This is a genomic window from Novosphingobium sp. P6W, assembly GCF_000876675.2.
GTDB lineage: Bacteria > Pseudomonadota > Alphaproteobacteria > Sphingomonadales > Sphingomonadaceae > Novosphingobium.
This window is the reverse complement of record NZ_CP030352.1, coordinates 3,145,662-3,160,268: the sequence shown is the minus strand read 5'-3', so window position 1 is coordinate 3,160,268 and position 14,607 is coordinate 3,145,662. Positions and strand designations below refer to the sequence as shown.

16 protein-coding genes are annotated in these 14,607 nt (G+C 65.4%); 9 read left to right on the top strand and 7 right to left on the bottom strand.

All coding sequences use genetic code 11. The features are described from left to right. Window position 1: 1 nt before the first annotated feature. The 7 genes from argH (at window position 2) to TQ38_RS15155 (ending at window position 6,063) form a co-directional block, all read left to right on the top strand. On the top strand, window positions 2-1,375 hold the full coding sequence (argH, locus tag TQ38_RS15185; RefSeq protein WP_043971672.1) for an argininosuccinate lyase: 1,374 nt from the start codon (window positions 2-4) through the stop codon (window positions 1,373-1,375). 6 nt (window positions 1,376-1,381) lie between these two features. Beyond that, window positions 1,382-1,666, top strand: coding sequence for a hypothetical protein (locus TQ38_RS15180; protein WP_043971670.1), 285 nt, complete (start codon window positions 1,382-1,384; stop codon window positions 1,664-1,666). 15 nt (window positions 1,667-1,681) lie between these two features. Beyond that, complete coding sequence (lysA, locus tag TQ38_RS15175; RefSeq protein ID WP_043971668.1) at window positions 1,682-2,941, top strand: diaminopimelate decarboxylase; 1,260 nt, start codon at window positions 1,682-1,684, stop codon at window positions 2,939-2,941. 69 nt (window positions 2,942-3,010) lie between these two features. Then, window positions 3,011-3,799 carry a bifunctional precorrin-2 dehydrogenase/sirohydrochlorin ferrochelatase gene (locus TQ38_RS15170; protein WP_043971666.1) on the top strand — a complete coding sequence of 263 codons (789 nt, stop codon included), beginning with the start codon at window positions 3,011-3,013 and terminating at the stop codon, window positions 3,797-3,799. Between the two features lie 203 nt (window positions 3,800-4,002). Further along, window positions 4,003-4,194, top strand: a complete 192-nt coding sequence (locus TQ38_RS15165) for a hypothetical protein (protein ID WP_043971664.1) — start codon at window positions 4,003-4,005, stop codon at window positions 4,192-4,194. Window positions 4,195-4,273: 79 nt separating this feature from the next. Further along, window positions 4,274-5,170, top strand: coding sequence for a hypothetical protein (locus TQ38_RS15160; protein WP_240197903.1), 897 nt, complete (start codon window positions 4,274-4,276; stop codon window positions 5,168-5,170). Further along, window positions 5,158-6,063 (top strand): hypothetical protein, encoded by a 906-nt coding sequence (locus TQ38_RS15155; protein ID WP_043971662.1) that lies wholly within the window; start codon window positions 5,158-5,160, stop codon window positions 6,061-6,063. The genes TQ38_RS15160 and TQ38_RS15155 overlap by 13 nt, the downstream gene beginning before the upstream one ends. Here the strand turns inward: TQ38_RS15155 and ruvX are convergent. The 7 genes from ruvX to pyrE are packed head-to-tail and all read right to left on the bottom strand — an operon-like array spanning window position 6,060 to window position 11,543. Further along, complete coding sequence (gene ruvX / locus TQ38_RS15150) at window positions 6,060-6,560, bottom strand: Holliday junction resolvase RuvX (RefSeq protein WP_043971659.1); 501 nt, start codon at window positions 6,558-6,560, stop codon at window positions 6,060-6,062. The two genes, TQ38_RS15155 and ruvX, sit on opposite strands and share 4 nt — an antisense overlap. Beyond that, window positions 6,533-7,660 carry a DUF3089 domain-containing protein gene (locus TQ38_RS15145; RefSeq protein WP_043971657.1) on the bottom strand — a complete coding sequence of 376 codons (1,128 nt, stop codon included), beginning with the start codon at window positions 7,658-7,660 and terminating at the stop codon, window positions 6,533-6,535. Before TQ38_RS15145 ends, ruvX begins: the two co-directional genes overlap by 28 nt. A 4-nt stretch (window positions 7,661-7,664) precedes the next feature. Then, window positions 7,665-8,762, bottom strand: coding sequence for an AI-2E family transporter (locus TQ38_RS15140; protein ID WP_043971654.1), 1,098 nt, complete (start codon window positions 8,760-8,762; stop codon window positions 7,665-7,667). After that, window positions 8,759-9,685: a signal peptidase I gene (gene lepB, locus TQ38_RS15135; RefSeq protein ID WP_043971650.1), complete on the bottom strand. Its 927-nt coding sequence runs from the start codon at window positions 9,683-9,685 to the stop codon at window positions 8,759-8,761. Before lepB ends, TQ38_RS15140 begins: the two co-directional genes overlap by 4 nt. Before the next feature lie 20 nt (window positions 9,686-9,705). Further along, a complete protein-coding gene (gene acpS, locus TQ38_RS15130) occupies window positions 9,706-10,122 on the bottom strand; it encodes a holo-ACP synthase (RefSeq protein ID WP_043971647.1) in 417 nt (138 codons plus the stop codon). Between the two features lie 43 nt (window positions 10,123-10,165). Then, window positions 10,166-10,906, bottom strand: coding sequence for a pyridoxine 5'-phosphate synthase (locus TQ38_RS15125; protein ID WP_043971644.1), 741 nt, complete (start codon window positions 10,904-10,906; stop codon window positions 10,166-10,168). A 52-nt stretch (window positions 10,907-10,958) separates the two neighbouring features. Continuing rightward, window positions 10,959-11,543, bottom strand: coding sequence for an orotate phosphoribosyltransferase (gene pyrE, locus TQ38_RS15120; RefSeq protein WP_043971642.1), 585 nt, complete (start codon window positions 11,541-11,543; stop codon window positions 10,959-10,961). A 207-nt stretch (window positions 11,544-11,750) separates the two neighbouring features. On the opposite strand from pyrE, the gene coxB reads away from it, so the two are divergent. Both coxB and ctaD read left to right on the top strand, forming a co-directional pair. Continuing rightward, window positions 11,751-12,818 carry a cytochrome c oxidase subunit II gene (coxB, locus tag TQ38_RS15115; protein ID WP_043971641.1) on the top strand — a complete coding sequence of 356 codons (1,068 nt, stop codon included), beginning with the start codon at window positions 11,751-11,753 and terminating at the stop codon, window positions 12,816-12,818. Window positions 12,819-12,845: 27 nt separating this feature from the next. Continuing rightward, window positions 12,846-14,531 carry a cytochrome c oxidase subunit I gene (gene ctaD, locus TQ38_RS15110; protein WP_043971640.1) on the top strand — a complete coding sequence of 562 codons (1,686 nt, stop codon included), beginning with the start codon at window positions 12,846-12,848 and terminating at the stop codon, window positions 14,529-14,531. Window positions 14,532-14,607: the final 76 nt, after the last annotated feature.

The following is a 14,607-nucleotide window of genomic DNA, read 5'->3' as shown; positions in this document are numbered from 1 at the left end:
GATGTGGGGCGGACGGTTCGCGGAAGGACCGTCGGCGATCATGCGCGAGATAAACGCCTCGATTCCCTTCGACAAGGCATTGTGGCGTCAGGATATCGCGGCAAGCAAGGCGCACGTCGCGATGCTGGGCGCGTGTGGGGTGGTTTCGGGCGAGGATGCGGTGACCATCCGCGATGGTCTGGACGCCGTTGCGGCCGAATACGAAGCCAATGGCGTGCCCGAGGACTGGGACCTCGAAGACATCCACATGACCACCGAATCGCGCCTTGCGCAGCTGATCGGCCCGGTCGCGGGGCGCCTGCACACCGCCCGTTCGCGCAACGACCAGGTGGCGACCGACTTCCGCCTCTGGGTGCGCGATGCGATGGACCAGGCGCAGTCGGGGCTGGAGGCGCTGCAGGTCGCGCTGGTGACCCGCGCCGGGGAACATGCCGGCTCGATCATGCCCGGCTTTACCCACCTCCAGACCGCGCAGCCGGTCACTCTGGGCCACCACCTGATGGCCTATTACGAGATGATCGGCCGCGACCGTTCGCGCTTTGCCGACGCACGGCGGCGCATGAACCGCAGCCCGCTGGGCGCCGCCGCACTGGCCGGCACCGGCTTTCCGATCGACCGGCTGATGACCGCGCAGGCGCTGGGTTTCGACGCGCCGACCGACAACAGCCTCGATTCGGTGTCCGACCGCGATTTCGCCCTCGATTACCTGATGGCGGCCACCCAGTGCGCGCTGCACCTGTCGCGCCTTGCTGAAGAGTTCATCATCTGGGCCAGCCAGCCCTTCGGTTTCGTCACGCTGCCCGATGCACTGTCGACCGGCAGCTCCATCATGCCGCAGAAGAAGAATCCCGACGCGGCTGAACTGGTGCGCGGCCATTCGGGGCGCATCTCGGGCTGCCTGATGGCGCTGATGATGACGATGAAGGGCCTGCCGCTCGCCTATTCGAAGGACATGCAGGACGACAAGCCGCCGGTTTTCGAAGCGGCCGGCTTGCTCGCCCTGTCGATCGCGGCGATGACCGGCATGGTTGCGGAAACGAAGTTCCGTACTGAGCGCATGCTCGCCGCCGCCGAACTGGGGTTTGCCACCGCCACCGACCTGGCCGACTGGCTGGTTCGTCAGGCCGACATTCCCTTCCGCGAGGCGCACCACATCACCGGCGCCGCGGTCAAACTGGCCGAGAGCCGGGGCACGGCGCTGGACAAGTTGCCGCTGGAAGACCTCAAGGCCATCGACAGCCGCATCGACGAACGCGTATTCAAGGCGCTCTCGGTCGAGGCTTCGGTCGCCGCGCGCAAATCGCACGGCGGCACCGCGCCCGAGCAGGTGCGCCTGCGCGTGGCGGATGCCCGCGATGCGCTCGGTCTGGAGTAGGTGTTGATGCGTAAGGTCGCGGTTATCCTGATGCTGGCGGCGCTTGCTGCCTGCGGGCAGCGTTCGGCGCTGGGGCTCCAACCGGGCCAGCAGCTGCCGCCCGCGCCTTACGGCCGTGCGGACCGGCCGGCTGCGGCCGAACTGCTGAAGCTACCCACTCAGGCCATTCCAGAGCGCAGCGTCGAACTGCGTACCCGTTCCGAGCAGCGCGAAGACGATCCTTTCGATCTTCCGCCGCCGGAATCGCCGCAACCCGAAGCTGCCAAGCCCGAATCAGCCAAGCCTCAATAAGGCCAGAAAACTTCCATGGATCATTTTGCAAACACCGGCGGCGAACTTCACGCCGAACAGGTTCCGCTCGCCGCCATCGCGCGGGAGGTGGGCACCCCGGTCTACGTCTATTCGCGCGCCACGCTGTCGCGCCACGCCAGGGTATTCCGCGAAGCGCTTTCCGCGCTGCCCAAGGTGCACATCGCCTTTGCGGTGAAATCGAACCCCAACCTAGCGGTGCTGCGCCTGCTGGCCAAGGAAGGGTACGGCGCCGACGTCGTCTCCGAAGGCGAGATGAACCGCGCGCTGGCAGCCGGGATGAAGCCTGAGGACATCGTCTTCTCGGGCGTGGGCAAAACCCGCGCCGAACTGATCGCGGCGCTGCGCGCCGGTATCGGCCAGTTCAACCTCGAGAGCGAGGAAGAAGGCGTCGAACTCTCCGAGATCGCCGTGGACCTCGGCGTCCGGGCGATCTGCACCCTGCGCGTGAACCCGGATGTCGATGCGCGGACCCACGCCAAGATTTCCACCGGCAAGGCGGAGAACAAGTTCGGCGTGGCATACGACCGCGCTGCCGACATCTACGTGCGGCTTTCTGCGCTGCCGGGCCTCGATATGCGCGGCCTTGCCGTTCACATCGGCAGTCAGATCAGCGATCTGGAGCCTTCGCGGCAGGCCTTCATCAAGATGGGCGCGCTGATGATGGCCCTTCGCGAAAAGGGCCAGTCGGTCACGCACATGGACCTCGGCGGCGGGCTTGGTGTGCCTTACAAGGCGGACGACGTACTGCCGACTCCGGCCGACTATGGCCGCATGGTCAGCGACGTGGCGCAGGACTGGGGCGTCACCCTGATGTTCGAGCCGGGCCGTGTCATCACCGGCAATTCCGGCGTGCTCGTCACCGAAGTCGTGCGCGTGAAGCAGGGCACGGACAAGCCGTGGATCGTCGTCGATGCAGCGATGAACGACCTTGCCCGCCCGGCGATGTACGATGCCTGGCACGATTTCGCGGCGGTGAAGCCTTCGGGCGAAAGCATGATCGCCAACATCGTCGGCCCGATCTGCGAAAGCTCGGACACGTTCGCGATGGCCCGCGACATCGATGCGGTGAAGGCGGGCGACCTTGCGATCTTCCGCACCGCCGGCGCTTACGGCGCGACGATGGCCAACACCTACAACAGCCGCCCGCTAGTGCCGGAAGTCATGGTCGACGGTGACAGGTGGGCGATCGTCGCCAACCGCATCGAACCCGCCGCGATCCTCGCCGCCGAGCAGGTGCCTGATTGGCTGGACTGACAGCGGCGGCGGGCCTTGTCGGTAGGGCAGGGCCTAGTCGCGGCGGAGCGAGCTTGGTAGCGTGACCGGATGATCGAAACGCTTCCTCTTTTCCACCGCATCACAGGGCGGCCGGTCGTGGTGCTGGGCGAGGGTGAGGCGGGGGAGGCCAAGCGGCGTCTGGTCGAGCGGGCCGGAGCCATCATCGTAACCGACCTGCGGGACGGGATCGCCAGCGGCGCCCGCCTCGCCTTCATAGCCCTTGAAGACGACGCGGTGGCCGAAGCTGCCGTGGCCCAGGCCCGCGCCGCCGGAATGCTGGTCAACGCTACCGACCGCCCGGCGCTATGTGATTTCACCGTGCCCTCGATCCTCGACCGCTCGCCGGTTCTGGTGGCGATCGGCACCGGAGGCGCTTCGGCAGGTCTTGCCAAGCAACTGCGGCTGCGCCTGGAAGCGCTGCTGCCCCAGTCGCTGGGCGCGCTCGCTTCCGGCTTGGGCGCATCGCGGGCGGCTTTGCGGCAGCGCTTTCCCGGGGCAGGCGAAAGGCGCCGTGCGCTCGATGCGGCTCTGGCGGCGGGCGGGGCGCTCGATCCGCTGGCGGAGGACAGTGCGGCCCACATCCCGGTATGGCTGGCCGGCGCGCCCGCAGGCGAGGCTGGGCTTGCAGAGATTGCCCTGCGCAGCGATGACCCCGAAGACCTTACCCTGCGCGAGGCCCGCCTTCTAGGCACCGCCGATGTCATCGTGCACGATTCGCGAGTTTCCCCAGCCGTGCTCGACAGGGCCAGGGCCGATGCCGTTCGGCTGGAAAGCGATGACGCGTCGGTGCGTGACCGAATAGCGGGTTTGACGGTCGTTTTGCGCGCCCCTCTTTGAAGCGTTAACCTTCGAGAGGCGCGGTGATGCCACTGTCTAGGAACAACGGCTTGCAAACGGGTTTACCAAATCGCGCTTATTGCTGATATATAACAAAATTATACGCAGCACCGGCTTAGGCTGGTTGAGATTGCCGATGACAGTTTTTTAATTCAGCACATGGTCGGGGTTGCGGCAGGGCGTTCTTCATGAGGGCTTCCAGCATGGCAACTCAGCGTGATGATGCGGCGACGACGTCGCATGAGGTCGTGCGCGTCGATCGCGCCGAACTGCCCGACCTCGACGTGCCCACCGGCGTGTTTTGTAGCCGCAATGATCTGGTGCGGATCGATGCCGGCGATGACAACAACGCCGAACTGATGTCCTGCCTCTACCCGTTTCACCGCGAAGACTGACGCGGTCCTCATGGAACTGCGCGGACCACTGGCGAGCCTTCGCCAGGACCACATTGAATGGGAGCGCGGGCAATAGGCCTTGAGCAGGGCGCTCGCGGCGTGGCGGGCGGAGCCGGTGGTGGCGCCGGTGCTGGCGGCGATGAAGCGCTTCGGCGCAGGCGCGCCCCTTCAAAGATGCGGCGCTCTGGCCTTGCTGTTCGACCCTGCCAGCGGGCGGGCGCTGGCCTTCTCGCGCAGCCTGGTCGATGCCGGGCTCGCGGCGTTGGACGGCAACCCGCTTGGCCAGTTGCCGCTGAGCCATGGCAGCCGCGATGCCGCGCCGCTGCTGGTGCTGGCACAGTCGGGCAGCGCCAGGCTGACGCTATCGGCCTACGACGGGACGGCGCTTGCCTTGCTTCCGGCGGCCCGAACCGCGCGGTTCCGTCCGGTGGAGAACTGGGCGCTGGTGCTGGTGGGATCCTGTAAGGGGGACCGGGCGCTGCGCGATGACGAAGGCGGGCTAAAAACAGAGCTTTGCGCGTTCACCGCCGGCGACCTTCACTATCGCCATGGCCCGAACGAAGCGGTCGAAGTGCGCAGTGTCGACGGGTCGATGGCGATGTTGCAACTGGAACGCCAACTGGACGAGCATGAGCCGGTGCGCGAATATGCGCTGGCCGATGGCGCGCTCGTGCATCAGGCAAGCGCGCGTAAGGAGGATAGCCGCGCCGAATTGGCCATGGCGCTGTTGGGCCGCATGAACCGGATCGACGCGGTGCCGCAGATGGCGCGCGCTGCTCTGGGCGGCGGCGGCGATGCGATGCGCTGGCAGGCCTTGCGTGAAGTCATCGTGCTGGATGCGCTGGCCGGAATGGAACTCCTGGCGCAGGTTGCCGCCGACCCTGAGGATTCGCTCGGGGTGCAGGCGGGCGCGTTGCTGGAGCAATTGCTGGCATCGCGGCCGGATTTGCAAGGCGGCGCTGCATGGCCTGGCTGATCGAATCGACCGATCCCACGTCGGCCTCTGTGGAGGAAGTACGCGATGCGCTGGCGGTCTGGGGCTTCGACCCGGCCGAGGAGGAGAGTATCGCGCATGCGGCGCACTGGTTGCGGCGACTGGGCAACGACCGTGATTTCCTGGGCGACCTGCTTATCGGCATGCTGGCGGGGCGGCCGCCTGCCGGAGAGGTCGGCATCGATGTGGGCGAAACCAACCGCATCGTCCTTGCTGCACCGGGACGCGGCAATTTCTCGCTCAGCGCCAGCATCTGGCCTTCGCAGGAGGAAAACGTCCTGCGCGCCAGCGGGCCCGAAGCCTTCGCATACGGGACGGCGCATGACCACCATCACGACTTCCTCGTACTTGGCTATTTCGGCCCCGGCGTGGAGTTCGAGAATTACGAATATCGCTACGAAACGGTGGCGGGCTGGAGGGGCGAGCCGGTCGATCTGCATCCGCTCGGGCGGTCCCGGCTCGAGCCGGGCGCCCTGTTTCACTACCGCGCTCACCGCGACATACACGTCGTGCATCCGCCGCAATCGCTTTCGGTGGCGCTGACCCTGTCGCACGAACATGCAGCCAAAGGATGGATGGACCACTACCTGTTCGACGTGGAGGCGGGCTGCATCGCGCGGGTCCTGGGCCATGGTCCCAGCGAGGCGTTCCTGCGCATCGCGGTCGCGCTTGGCGGGGAGGAGGCGAAGGACCTTGCGGCCCGATTCGGCCGCCATCACCCAAGTGACCGCATGCGGCTATCCGCGTGGCGTGCGCTGGCGGCTTGCGCCGGTAACCGAGAGGCACAGGACGCTGTGTGGGCCGAGGCCGAGGCTTGCGGAAGCCGCGTCGTGGAGGCGGCCGCAGCGGCGCGGCGCCGGGCGATTTCGCCCTAGAACCTGCCGCCGACGAGCGCGTCGATGGCGCCTTGCAGGATGACCGCCGCCGCTGCCGAATCGATGCGGGTTGCCCGCTTCGCGCGGCTCATGTCCTGTTCGATCAGGCCGCGTTCGGCGGAGGAGGTGGACCAGCGCTCGTCCCACAGCAGGATAGGCAGGCCCAGTACGGAAAGGTTGCGGGCATAGGCGCGGCTCGACTGCGAGCGGGGGCCTTCCGAACCGTCCATGTTGAGCGGCAGGCCGATGACAACGCCTTTGACCGAGCGTTCGCGGATCAGCGCCTCCATCAGCGCTTTGTCGGCGCCGAACTTGCCGCGCTTGATGGTCTTTCCGGGCGAAGCGAAGCGCCACCCGGGATCGCAGAACGCGGTGCCGATGGTCTGCGTCCCAAGGTCCAAGGCGAGCAGGGCGCCGGCCTGGGGCAGCTCGGCCCGGAAATCCAGTGCGCTGGTGGTGACCGCTGCGGTCACTTTTGCGCCTGTGTCTTCTGCCATGCTGCGACGCGCCTTTCGAAATCGGCCCTCAGATTGGCCCAGAACAGCGTCACGTCATAGAGGTGGTAGTTGTTTCCGGGAAGCACGTAAGGCCCAAGGTCGAGCTTGGGCGGCGGGCCGATGTGGAGGAAATTATCGGGGCCGCAGGCAGCAGGCACCACCTGGGCAGCCAGCGTACCGCCGCTTGTCGCGAAATCGGGGACGAGCGTGCCCAGGTTCGCACCGTCATCCGAACTTGTGCCCGGCGTCCCGGTGAGGGGATTTGTGCACAGGAACGCGCTGCCGGCTACGGACTTGCCGTCCAGTCCGGTGCGGCGGGCATAGGCCTTCACCAGCATCTCGGTATCAGCCGGATCGGCGACCGAGAGCCAGCTGACCACACAGCCAGCCTGATCGGCCCGTTCGCAGGCGGGCAGGCCCATTTTCGGCAGGTCGTGTTCCATCGAGACCGGCCAGCCAATCACCCAGGCCCCAACCAGGCGCTTTGCAAGCGGGGTGCCGGCGACGCGGTCGCGTAGGAGGCGGCGCAGCAGGAATGCGCCTTGGCTGTGCCCGGCCAGCGCAATGGGCTGGCCTTCGGGCAGGTGCCGGGTGAAGATCTCGAAGGCGGCAAGGACGTCGCCATACGCGAGGTCAAGCGCTTGTGCCGCCTCGGGTCTGGCGGTGAGGAAGGCGCCAATCGCCGCCTGGCGATAGCGCGGAGCCCAGAGCGCCTCGGCCTCGTTGAAGGGGCTGGCCATGCCCTTCACGAACAGCGCTGTGCGCTGGCGGCTGGTGGCATCGTCCAGCGAGCCGTTCCAGGCATCGCGCGCGACATAGCTGGTGGGATGGACGAAGAACACGGCGACCGGCAGCTTCTGTTCCGGCGCCGTAACGCCGGGAGGAAGCCATGACGATGGATCGTCCTTGAGGCCGGGGCGCGCCGCCCACATCGCCGGGTTCTCCCAGGATTCGGGAGGCAGGGCCTGCTGTCCGGCGAAGGAGACGCCGGGCACGAAAGCCATCTCAGTCAGGTCCTCCGACCACAGGCGCAGGGCAAGCAACAGCGCCAGCAACAGGACGGTGACGCCTGCTATCAAATACAGGAATTTGCGCGCCATGGCGTCAGGAATGCTCCACGTTCGCCAGTTTTTCGGCTGGCTCACCGCCGTTGCGGGCCGCCTCGCGCTCAAGCCAGATCTTGATCATCGCCACCAGCGGATCGGCGAGAGCAAGGCCCAGCAGGCCGAACAGGACGCCCATGATAAGCTGTGCAGCCAGCACCAGCGCGGGCGGCAGGTCAACCGTCTTGCGGGCGATGTAGGGTACGATCAGGTAGCCATCGATCAAGTGGATCAGCACGTAGACGAAGATCGTGTATATCCCCATTTCGGCGCTGACCGAGAAGCCGACCATGACCATGATCGCTCCCGAGATCGGCGCGCCGATGTTGGGCAGGAACGCTAGTAGGGCGGTGATAAGGCCCAGCAATGCGGCCATCGGCACGCCGTAGAATTGCAGCATGCACCAGGTGAAAAGGCCCTCAACGGTCATGCCGATGACGCGGCCCAGAAGCAGGCGGCGCAGGGCGCGGCCCATGACCTGCGCAGTCGCCTCGAAGTGGACGCGCCGGTCCACCGGCAGCATCCAGCCTACTCCCCGGCGATAGAGGCGCGGCTCCATTGCCATGTAGATGCCCAGCACCAGGATCAGGAACAGCGTGGTGAGGGCCCCGAACAGGCCGCCCAGCACGGCGGTGACCTGGCTGATGCCGCCCATGGCCTCCTGCGCGATCGAGCGTACGTCGCGCACTCGCACTTCCATGCCGTGCTGTTGCAGCCAGGCGAGGCCGCGATGGAACTGGCTTTCGATGGTGTCGGGAAGTTCGGCCGCCTGCTGCGTGATCTGGCTACCGGCGAAGCGGCCCAGCCAGAACAGGAACAGCAGCGATGCCACCAGCACCATCGCAACGCGCCAGCCCCGCCCGATCGGCAGCACCCTGCCGATCATCCGCGCACCGCCGTCGATCAGCGCTGCGAAGACCACGCCGCCGAAGATGACCAGCAGCGATTGCGAAAGGAACACGCCCAGCGCGAAAAGCGCGACCATGCCGATCCACACGAAAGCCTTGCGGGCCTCGTGCCGGATCAGCGGGTCGGCGATGTCGGTCGGCCCCGCGCGCCGGGGCGCGAGGTCTTCGGCTTCGGTTTCGGCCGCCGTCACTTGGCCGCGTCGATGCGGGGGCGCAGGCTGGTGAAGGCACGGCCATCGCGCATGGCGCTCCACCAGGTCAGCGGATTCCAGCCTTGGGTGCCGTCGAGAGAGAAAGTGATGAATTCCGCCCGCCCGCCGATGTTCGACAGCGGAACAGGACCACCCAGGCCGCCGTCAGGCTCGCCCCGGCTGTTGACATAAAACGGCGCGCGGCTGTCGGCCGAACGGTCACGGTCGTCGCCCATCAGGAAGACATGGTCTTCGGGCAAGGTGATCTCCGCATAATTGTCGAGGTCCTGGTCGATATAGTCGATCACCTGATAACTCGCGCCGTTGGGCAGGGTTTCACGGTAGGTCGGCAATTCGTAAACCTCGCGGCCGCTGGGCAGGCGGGTGCGGTACTGGCCGAAACCATCATAGCAATGGCCGGGCTCCTGGCCTTCGCAGGTGAGCTTGTCATCGGCTGCGATCTGTACTGGCGGTTCGATCTCGCGCTCGATGAATTTGCCGTTTAGGCGGATGCGCCCGTCGATCACGGCAATCCGGTCCCCCGGCAGGGCGACCACGCGCTTGATGAGGTCCGCCTTGCGGTTGCCCGGCACGACGATGACGACATCGCCGTATTGCGGGGTCTGCCCCAGGATCCGCCATGGCGCGCGCGGTAGCAGGTGAAAGCTGAGCGACGACCAGTTCCAGCCATAGGGGTACTTCGATACCACCAGCCGGTCGCCCACGAGCAGTCCTGGCATCATCGAGATCGACGGGATGTAGAACGGCTTGGCGATGAACGAATGGAACGCGAGCACCCCCAGCAACATGAAAGCCAGGCCGCGCAGTTCCTGCACCCAATTAGTGGCTGGCGCTGTCGGCTTCTTTTCTTCAGCCGGCGGGATCAGGGTTTTGCTGCCGGGAAGGGCGGTCTGGTTGGTCATGGTCGCGGAGGAACTCGGCTTCAGGCGCTGATCGGGGTAACCGGACGGGCTTCGATGATGACGAAGGCCTGTGCCCATGGGTGGTCGTCGGTGAGCGTCAGGTGAACCACGGCTTCGTGGCCCTCGGGAATCAACGAATCGAGCCGTTTCTTCGCACCGCCGGTAAGCTCCAGGGTAGGCGCACCGGACTTTGCGTTGACGACGCCGATGTCCTTCATGAACACGCCGGCCTTGAAGCCGGTTCCAACCGCCTTGGAGAAGGCCTCCTTCGCGGCGAAGCGCTTGGCCAGCGTGCCGGCTATGGTATGCGGGCGGCGGGCTGCCTTGGCACGCTCGACCTCGGTGAACACGCGATTGAGGAACCGGTCGCCGAAGCGGTCGAGCGAATTCTGGATTCGCTCGATGTTGCACAAGTCAGAACCGAGCCCGATGATCATGCCGCGCCTGCCGTTGCCGGAGCTTCCACCGCCGTCTTTTCCATCACCGCACCTCGTCCATCAGCGCGCGCATCTTCTTCACGCTGACGTCCAGCCCGCAGAAGATCGCCTCGCCGATGAGGTAGTGTCCGATGTTGAGTTCCGCCAGTTGCGGAATCGCCGCGATGGGCTGAACATTGTCGTAAGTCAGGCCATGCCCGGCATGCGGCTCGATGCCGTTCTTCGCGGCAAGCGCGGCCATGTCGACGATCCGGCGCAGTTCGAGCTGGACCTGTTCGCCTTCGGCATGGGCATATTCGCCGGTGTGGAATTCAACGACCGGCGCTCCCAGCTTCATCGCCGCTTCGATCTGGCGCGGCTCGGGGGCGATGAACAGGCTGACGCGGATGCCAGCGTCGGTCAGCCGGGCGACGATGGGGGCGAGGCGGTTGTGCTGGCCGGCGGCGTCGAGGCCGCCTTCCGTCGTGCGCTCCTCGCGCCGTTCGGGCACGATGCAGGCGGCGTGCGGCGCGTGGCGCAGCGCGATCTCCAGCATTTCATCGGTCGCGGCCATTTCCAGATTGATGGGCAGGCCGGTCGCCTCGAACACCCGGAACAGGTCTTCGTCGCGGATGTGACGGCGATCTTCGCGCAGGTGCACGGTGATGCCGTCGCCGCCCGCCTGCGCCACGATCTGCGCGGCGCGCGCGGGATCGGGATGCATCCCGCCGCGCGCGTTTCGGATCGTCGCGACGTGGTCGATGTTGACGCCGAGGCGAAGCCGCGAAGGGTTGTGCACGTTCATCCGTTCATCCTGAACTTGGGGTCCGCTCATCCTGAGCGCGGCGAAGGAAGGATCAGGCCTGTGCCCGGCTGCCGGGCTTGATAGCCGGGCTGGAAGCGAGTTCGGGCGGCAGTTCGTCCGGCGCATACGTCGGGAAGTTGAGCGCGACGAGCGGGAAGAACGGCACGCCAAGGTCTACCGACCCGGCCGAACGGTCAACCAGCGAGGCCGCGGCGATGACCACGCCGCCAGCTTCCTCGATCGCCTTGATGGCTTCGCGGCTGGAGAGGCCCGTGGTCACCACGTCTTCCACCATCAGCACCTTGTCGCCCGGTTCCAGCGAGAAACCGCGGCGCAGTTCGAAAGTGCCGGTGGGGCGCTCGACGAACATCGCGTCGACCTGAAGCGCACGGCCCATCTCCTGGCCGATGATGACGCCGCCCATCGCCGGGGAGACGACTTTGGCGATCTGCCTGCGGATGTCGTGCGGCAGCTTGGCGGCAATTGCCACGGCAAGCCTTGCTGCGCGGTCGGGATTCATCAGTACTCGCGCGCATTGCAGATAGTGTGCGCTATGACGGCCGGAGGAAAGCAGGAAGTGACCTTCCAGCAAAGCCTTGCTGGCACGGAACTCGGCGAGGACCTCTTCTTCGAGCATTACGGACGTTACCCTTGGTGCGATTTTTATTGATCTGGCACAGTTACACTGCGCCTTGCGTCAAAAATTCCCCTAGAGGCGCTTGAGACACGCGGCAAGCGCGCGTATAGCCCGGCCCAAAGGGGGCGAACGCCTCCATAACAGGGGTGCGCGTGGGACGGGGCAAGCCGGATCGCGCGTTCGAAGGAAGTGGAAGCGCAAAAAACCATGGCATTCGGCAAAATTTCTCATGGCCTGGGGCAGACGATCGGAGCCCTCGGGATATCCGCCGTCGCTGCCCTGACCGCCGTTGTTCCCGCTTTTGCGCAGGATGCGCCCGCTGCGCCGTCCGCCATCGCCACCGGCGCCGCGCAGGGAGCCGCCATGGCTTCCGGTGCGGGCAGCTACACCCCGATGAAGCCGGTCGAAGGCATCGGCATGCCGATCGACGGCGCCTACGGGCTGCAGACCCAGTTCTCCAAGACCGGCGAATATGGTGAGTGGATCCACAACATCATCCTGATGCCGATCATCACCGCCATCTGCGTGCTGGTGCTGATTTTGCTGGCGGTCATCGCGGTGCGGTTCAACCGCCGCCGCAACCCGGTCGCCTCGAAGACCAGCCATAACACGATCCTCGAAGTCGTGTGGACGCTGGTTCCGGTGCTGATCCTGATCGGCATCGCGGTCCCCTCGATCGACCTGATCGCCAAGCAGTACAAGCCCGCCCCCGAAGGCGCGCTGACCATCAAGGTCACCGGCAACCAGTGGTTCTGGACTTACGGCTACCCGGACAACGGCGACTTCGAGGTTATCTCGAACATGCTGAACGTCCCCGGCGCGCCGACCATCAACAACGGCGTACGCGAAGTCGGCTCCAAGCCTTGGGACGGCCCCTCGCACCTCGAAGTCGACAACCGCATGGTCGTGCCGGTGGGTGAACCCATCCGTCTCCAGATTACCGCAGCCGACGTGATCCACTCGTTCGCCGTGCCTTCACTGTGGTTCAAGCTGGACGCCGTGCCTGGCCGCATCAACGAGAAGGTCCTCGTGGTCGAAAAGCCGGGCGTCTATTATGGCCAGTGCTCGGAACTGTGCGGTGCGAAGCATGGGTACATGCCGATCGCCGTCGAGGCCCTGCCGCGCGACAAATACAATGCCTGGGTCCTGACCCACGCCGGTGCCGAGATCGACACCGGCAAGAAGAAGTCGGCAGCCGCTGCTGCGGTGCCCGCCCCGGTAGCGGACGCGTCCGAAGCGGCTCCCGCCGCCGACGCAACCGCCGAAGCCGAATAATAGAAAATTCAGGACAGGGTCCAGACCATGGCAACCACCGCTGACCACTTCCAGGCTCACTCGGAAGAACACGGGCATCACGATCATGAACACAAGCCGGCGTTCTTCGCCCGCTGGTTCATGTCCACCAACCACAAGGACATCGGTACGATGTACCTGATCTTCGCGATCATCGCGGGGATCGTGGGCGGTGCCTTCTCGGGCATGATGCGCGTCGAGCTTGCCCATCCGGGCATCCAGTATCTCGATACCTTCGCCCGTTGGTTCGGCGCGGTGAACCCCGACTTCAACACGACGCTGCATACCTGGAACGTCCTGATCACTGCGCACGGTCTGATCATGGTGTTCTTCATGGTCATGCCGGCGATGATCGGCGGCTTCGGCAACTGGTTCGTGCCGCTCATGATCGGCGCGCCGGACATGGCCTTCCCGCGCATGAACAACATCTCGTTCTGGATGACGGTGGCCGGCTTCCTGTCGCTGATGGTGTCGCCGTTCGTGCCGGGCGGCACGGGTAACGGCGCTGGCACCGGCTGGACCGTCTATGCGCCGCTGTCGACCAGCGGTTCGCCCGGGCCCGCCGTCGATTTCGGCATCTTCGCGCTGCACCTTGCCGGTGCAGGCTCGATCATGGGCGCGATCAACTTCATCACCACCATTCTCAACATGCGCGCGCCTGGGATGACCATCCACAAGATGCCGCTGTTCGTATGGTCGATGCTGGTCACGGCGTTCCTGCTGCTGCTCTCGCTGCCGGTTCTGGCCGCCGCGATCACCATGCTGCTGACCGACCGCAACTTCGGCACCACCTTCTTCGACGCTTCCGGCGGCGGCGATCCGATCCTGTACCAGCACCTGTTCTGGTTCTTCGGCCACCCCGAAGTCTACATCATGATTCTGCCCGGCTTCGGCATCATCTCGCAGATCGTCTCGACCTTCTCGAAGAAGCCGGTGTTTGGCTACCTCGGCATGGCCTACGCCATGGTCGCCATCGGCGTCGTCGGCTTCATCGTGTGGGCGCACCACATGTATGCAACCGGCCTGTCGGTGAACACCAAGATGTATTTCACCGCCGCCACCATGGTCATCGCGGTGCCCACCGGCATCAAGATCTTCTCGTGGATCGCGACGATGTGGGGCGGTTCGGTCGAGTTCAAGTCGCCGATGGTCTGGGCGCTGGGCTTCATCTTCCTGTTCACCGTGGGCGGCGTCACTGGCGTCGTGCTGGCGAACGGCGGCGTGGATGACGTGATGCACGACACGTACTATGTGGTCGCACACTTCCACTACGTGCTGTCGCTGGGTGCGGTGACCGCGCTCTTCGCAGGGTTCTACTACTGGTTCCCGAAGATGAGCGGCAAGATGCACTCGGAATTCCTGGCGCATGTCCACTTCGTGATCTTCTTCATCGGCGTGAACATGATCTTCTTCCCGATGCACTTCCTGGGTCTGCAGGGCATGCCGCGCCGCTACCCGGATTACGCCGAGGCATACGAATACTGGAACCACATCGCGACGATCGGCTACATGGTCATGGCGAGCAGCCTGGTCGTATGGTTCGTCAACATCATCTATGCCTACGTCGCCGGCAAGAAGGTGGGAGACAACTACTGGGGCGAAGGCGCGACCACGCTTGAGTGGACGCTCTCCAGCCCGCCGCCTTTCCACCAGTTCGAGACGCTTCCCGTGATCGGCGAAACGGCTCACCACTGATCCCGCCCGGCTCTTCAGGAGCCGAGCTGCGAAGCAATGATCCAGGGCCTCGATGCGAGTTGCCCTGGATCATCTG

Excerpts from the sequence above, each read along its gene's own strand:
- TQ38_RS15180 (WP_043971670.1), top strand. The coding sequence starts at position 1,382 with ATGCGTAAGGTCGCGGTTATCCTGATGCTGGCGGCGCTTGCTGCCTGC.
- lepB (WP_043971650.1), bottom strand. The coding sequence starts at position 9,685 with ATGACCAACCAGACCGCCCTTCCCGGCAGCAAAACCCTGATCCCGCCG.
- TQ38_RS15170 (WP_043971666.1), top strand. The coding sequence starts at position 3,011 with ATGATCGAAACGCTTCCTCTTTTCCACCGCATCACAGGGCGGCCGGTC.
- coxB (WP_043971641.1), top strand. The coding sequence starts at position 11,751 with ATGGCATTCGGCAAAATTTCTCATGGCCTGGGGCAGACGATCGGAGCC.
- acpS (WP_043971647.1), bottom strand. The coding sequence starts at position 10,122 with ATGATCATCGGGCTCGGTTCTGACTTGTGCAACATCGAGCGAATCCAG.
- TQ38_RS15155 (WP_043971662.1), top strand. The coding sequence starts at position 5,158 with ATGGCCTGGCTGATCGAATCGACCGATCCCACGTCGGCCTCTGTGGAG.
- TQ38_RS15145 (WP_043971657.1), bottom strand. The coding sequence starts at position 7,660 with ATGGCGCGCAAATTCCTGTATTTGATAGCAGGCGTCACCGTCCTGTTG.
- argH (WP_043971672.1), top strand. The coding sequence starts at position 2 with ATGTGGGGCGGACGGTTCGCGGAAGGACCGTCGGCGATCATGCGCGAG.
- pyrE (WP_043971642.1), bottom strand. The coding sequence starts at position 11,543 with ATGCTCGAAGAAGAGGTCCTCGCCGAGTTCCGTGCCAGCAAGGCTTTG.
- ctaD (WP_043971640.1), top strand. The coding sequence starts at position 12,846 with ATGGCAACCACCGCTGACCACTTCCAGGCTCACTCGGAAGAACACGGG.
- TQ38_RS15165 (WP_043971664.1), top strand. The coding sequence starts at position 4,003 with ATGGCAACTCAGCGTGATGATGCGGCGACGACGTCGCATGAGGTCGTG.
- ruvX (WP_043971659.1), bottom strand. The coding sequence starts at position 6,560 with ATGGCAGAAGACACAGGCGCAAAAGTGACCGCAGCGGTCACCACCAGC.
- TQ38_RS15125 (WP_043971644.1), bottom strand. The coding sequence starts at position 10,906 with ATGAACGTGCACAACCCTTCGCGGCTTCGCCTCGGCGTCAACATCGAC.
- lysA (WP_043971668.1), top strand. The coding sequence starts at position 1,682 with ATGGATCATTTTGCAAACACCGGCGGCGAACTTCACGCCGAACAGGTT.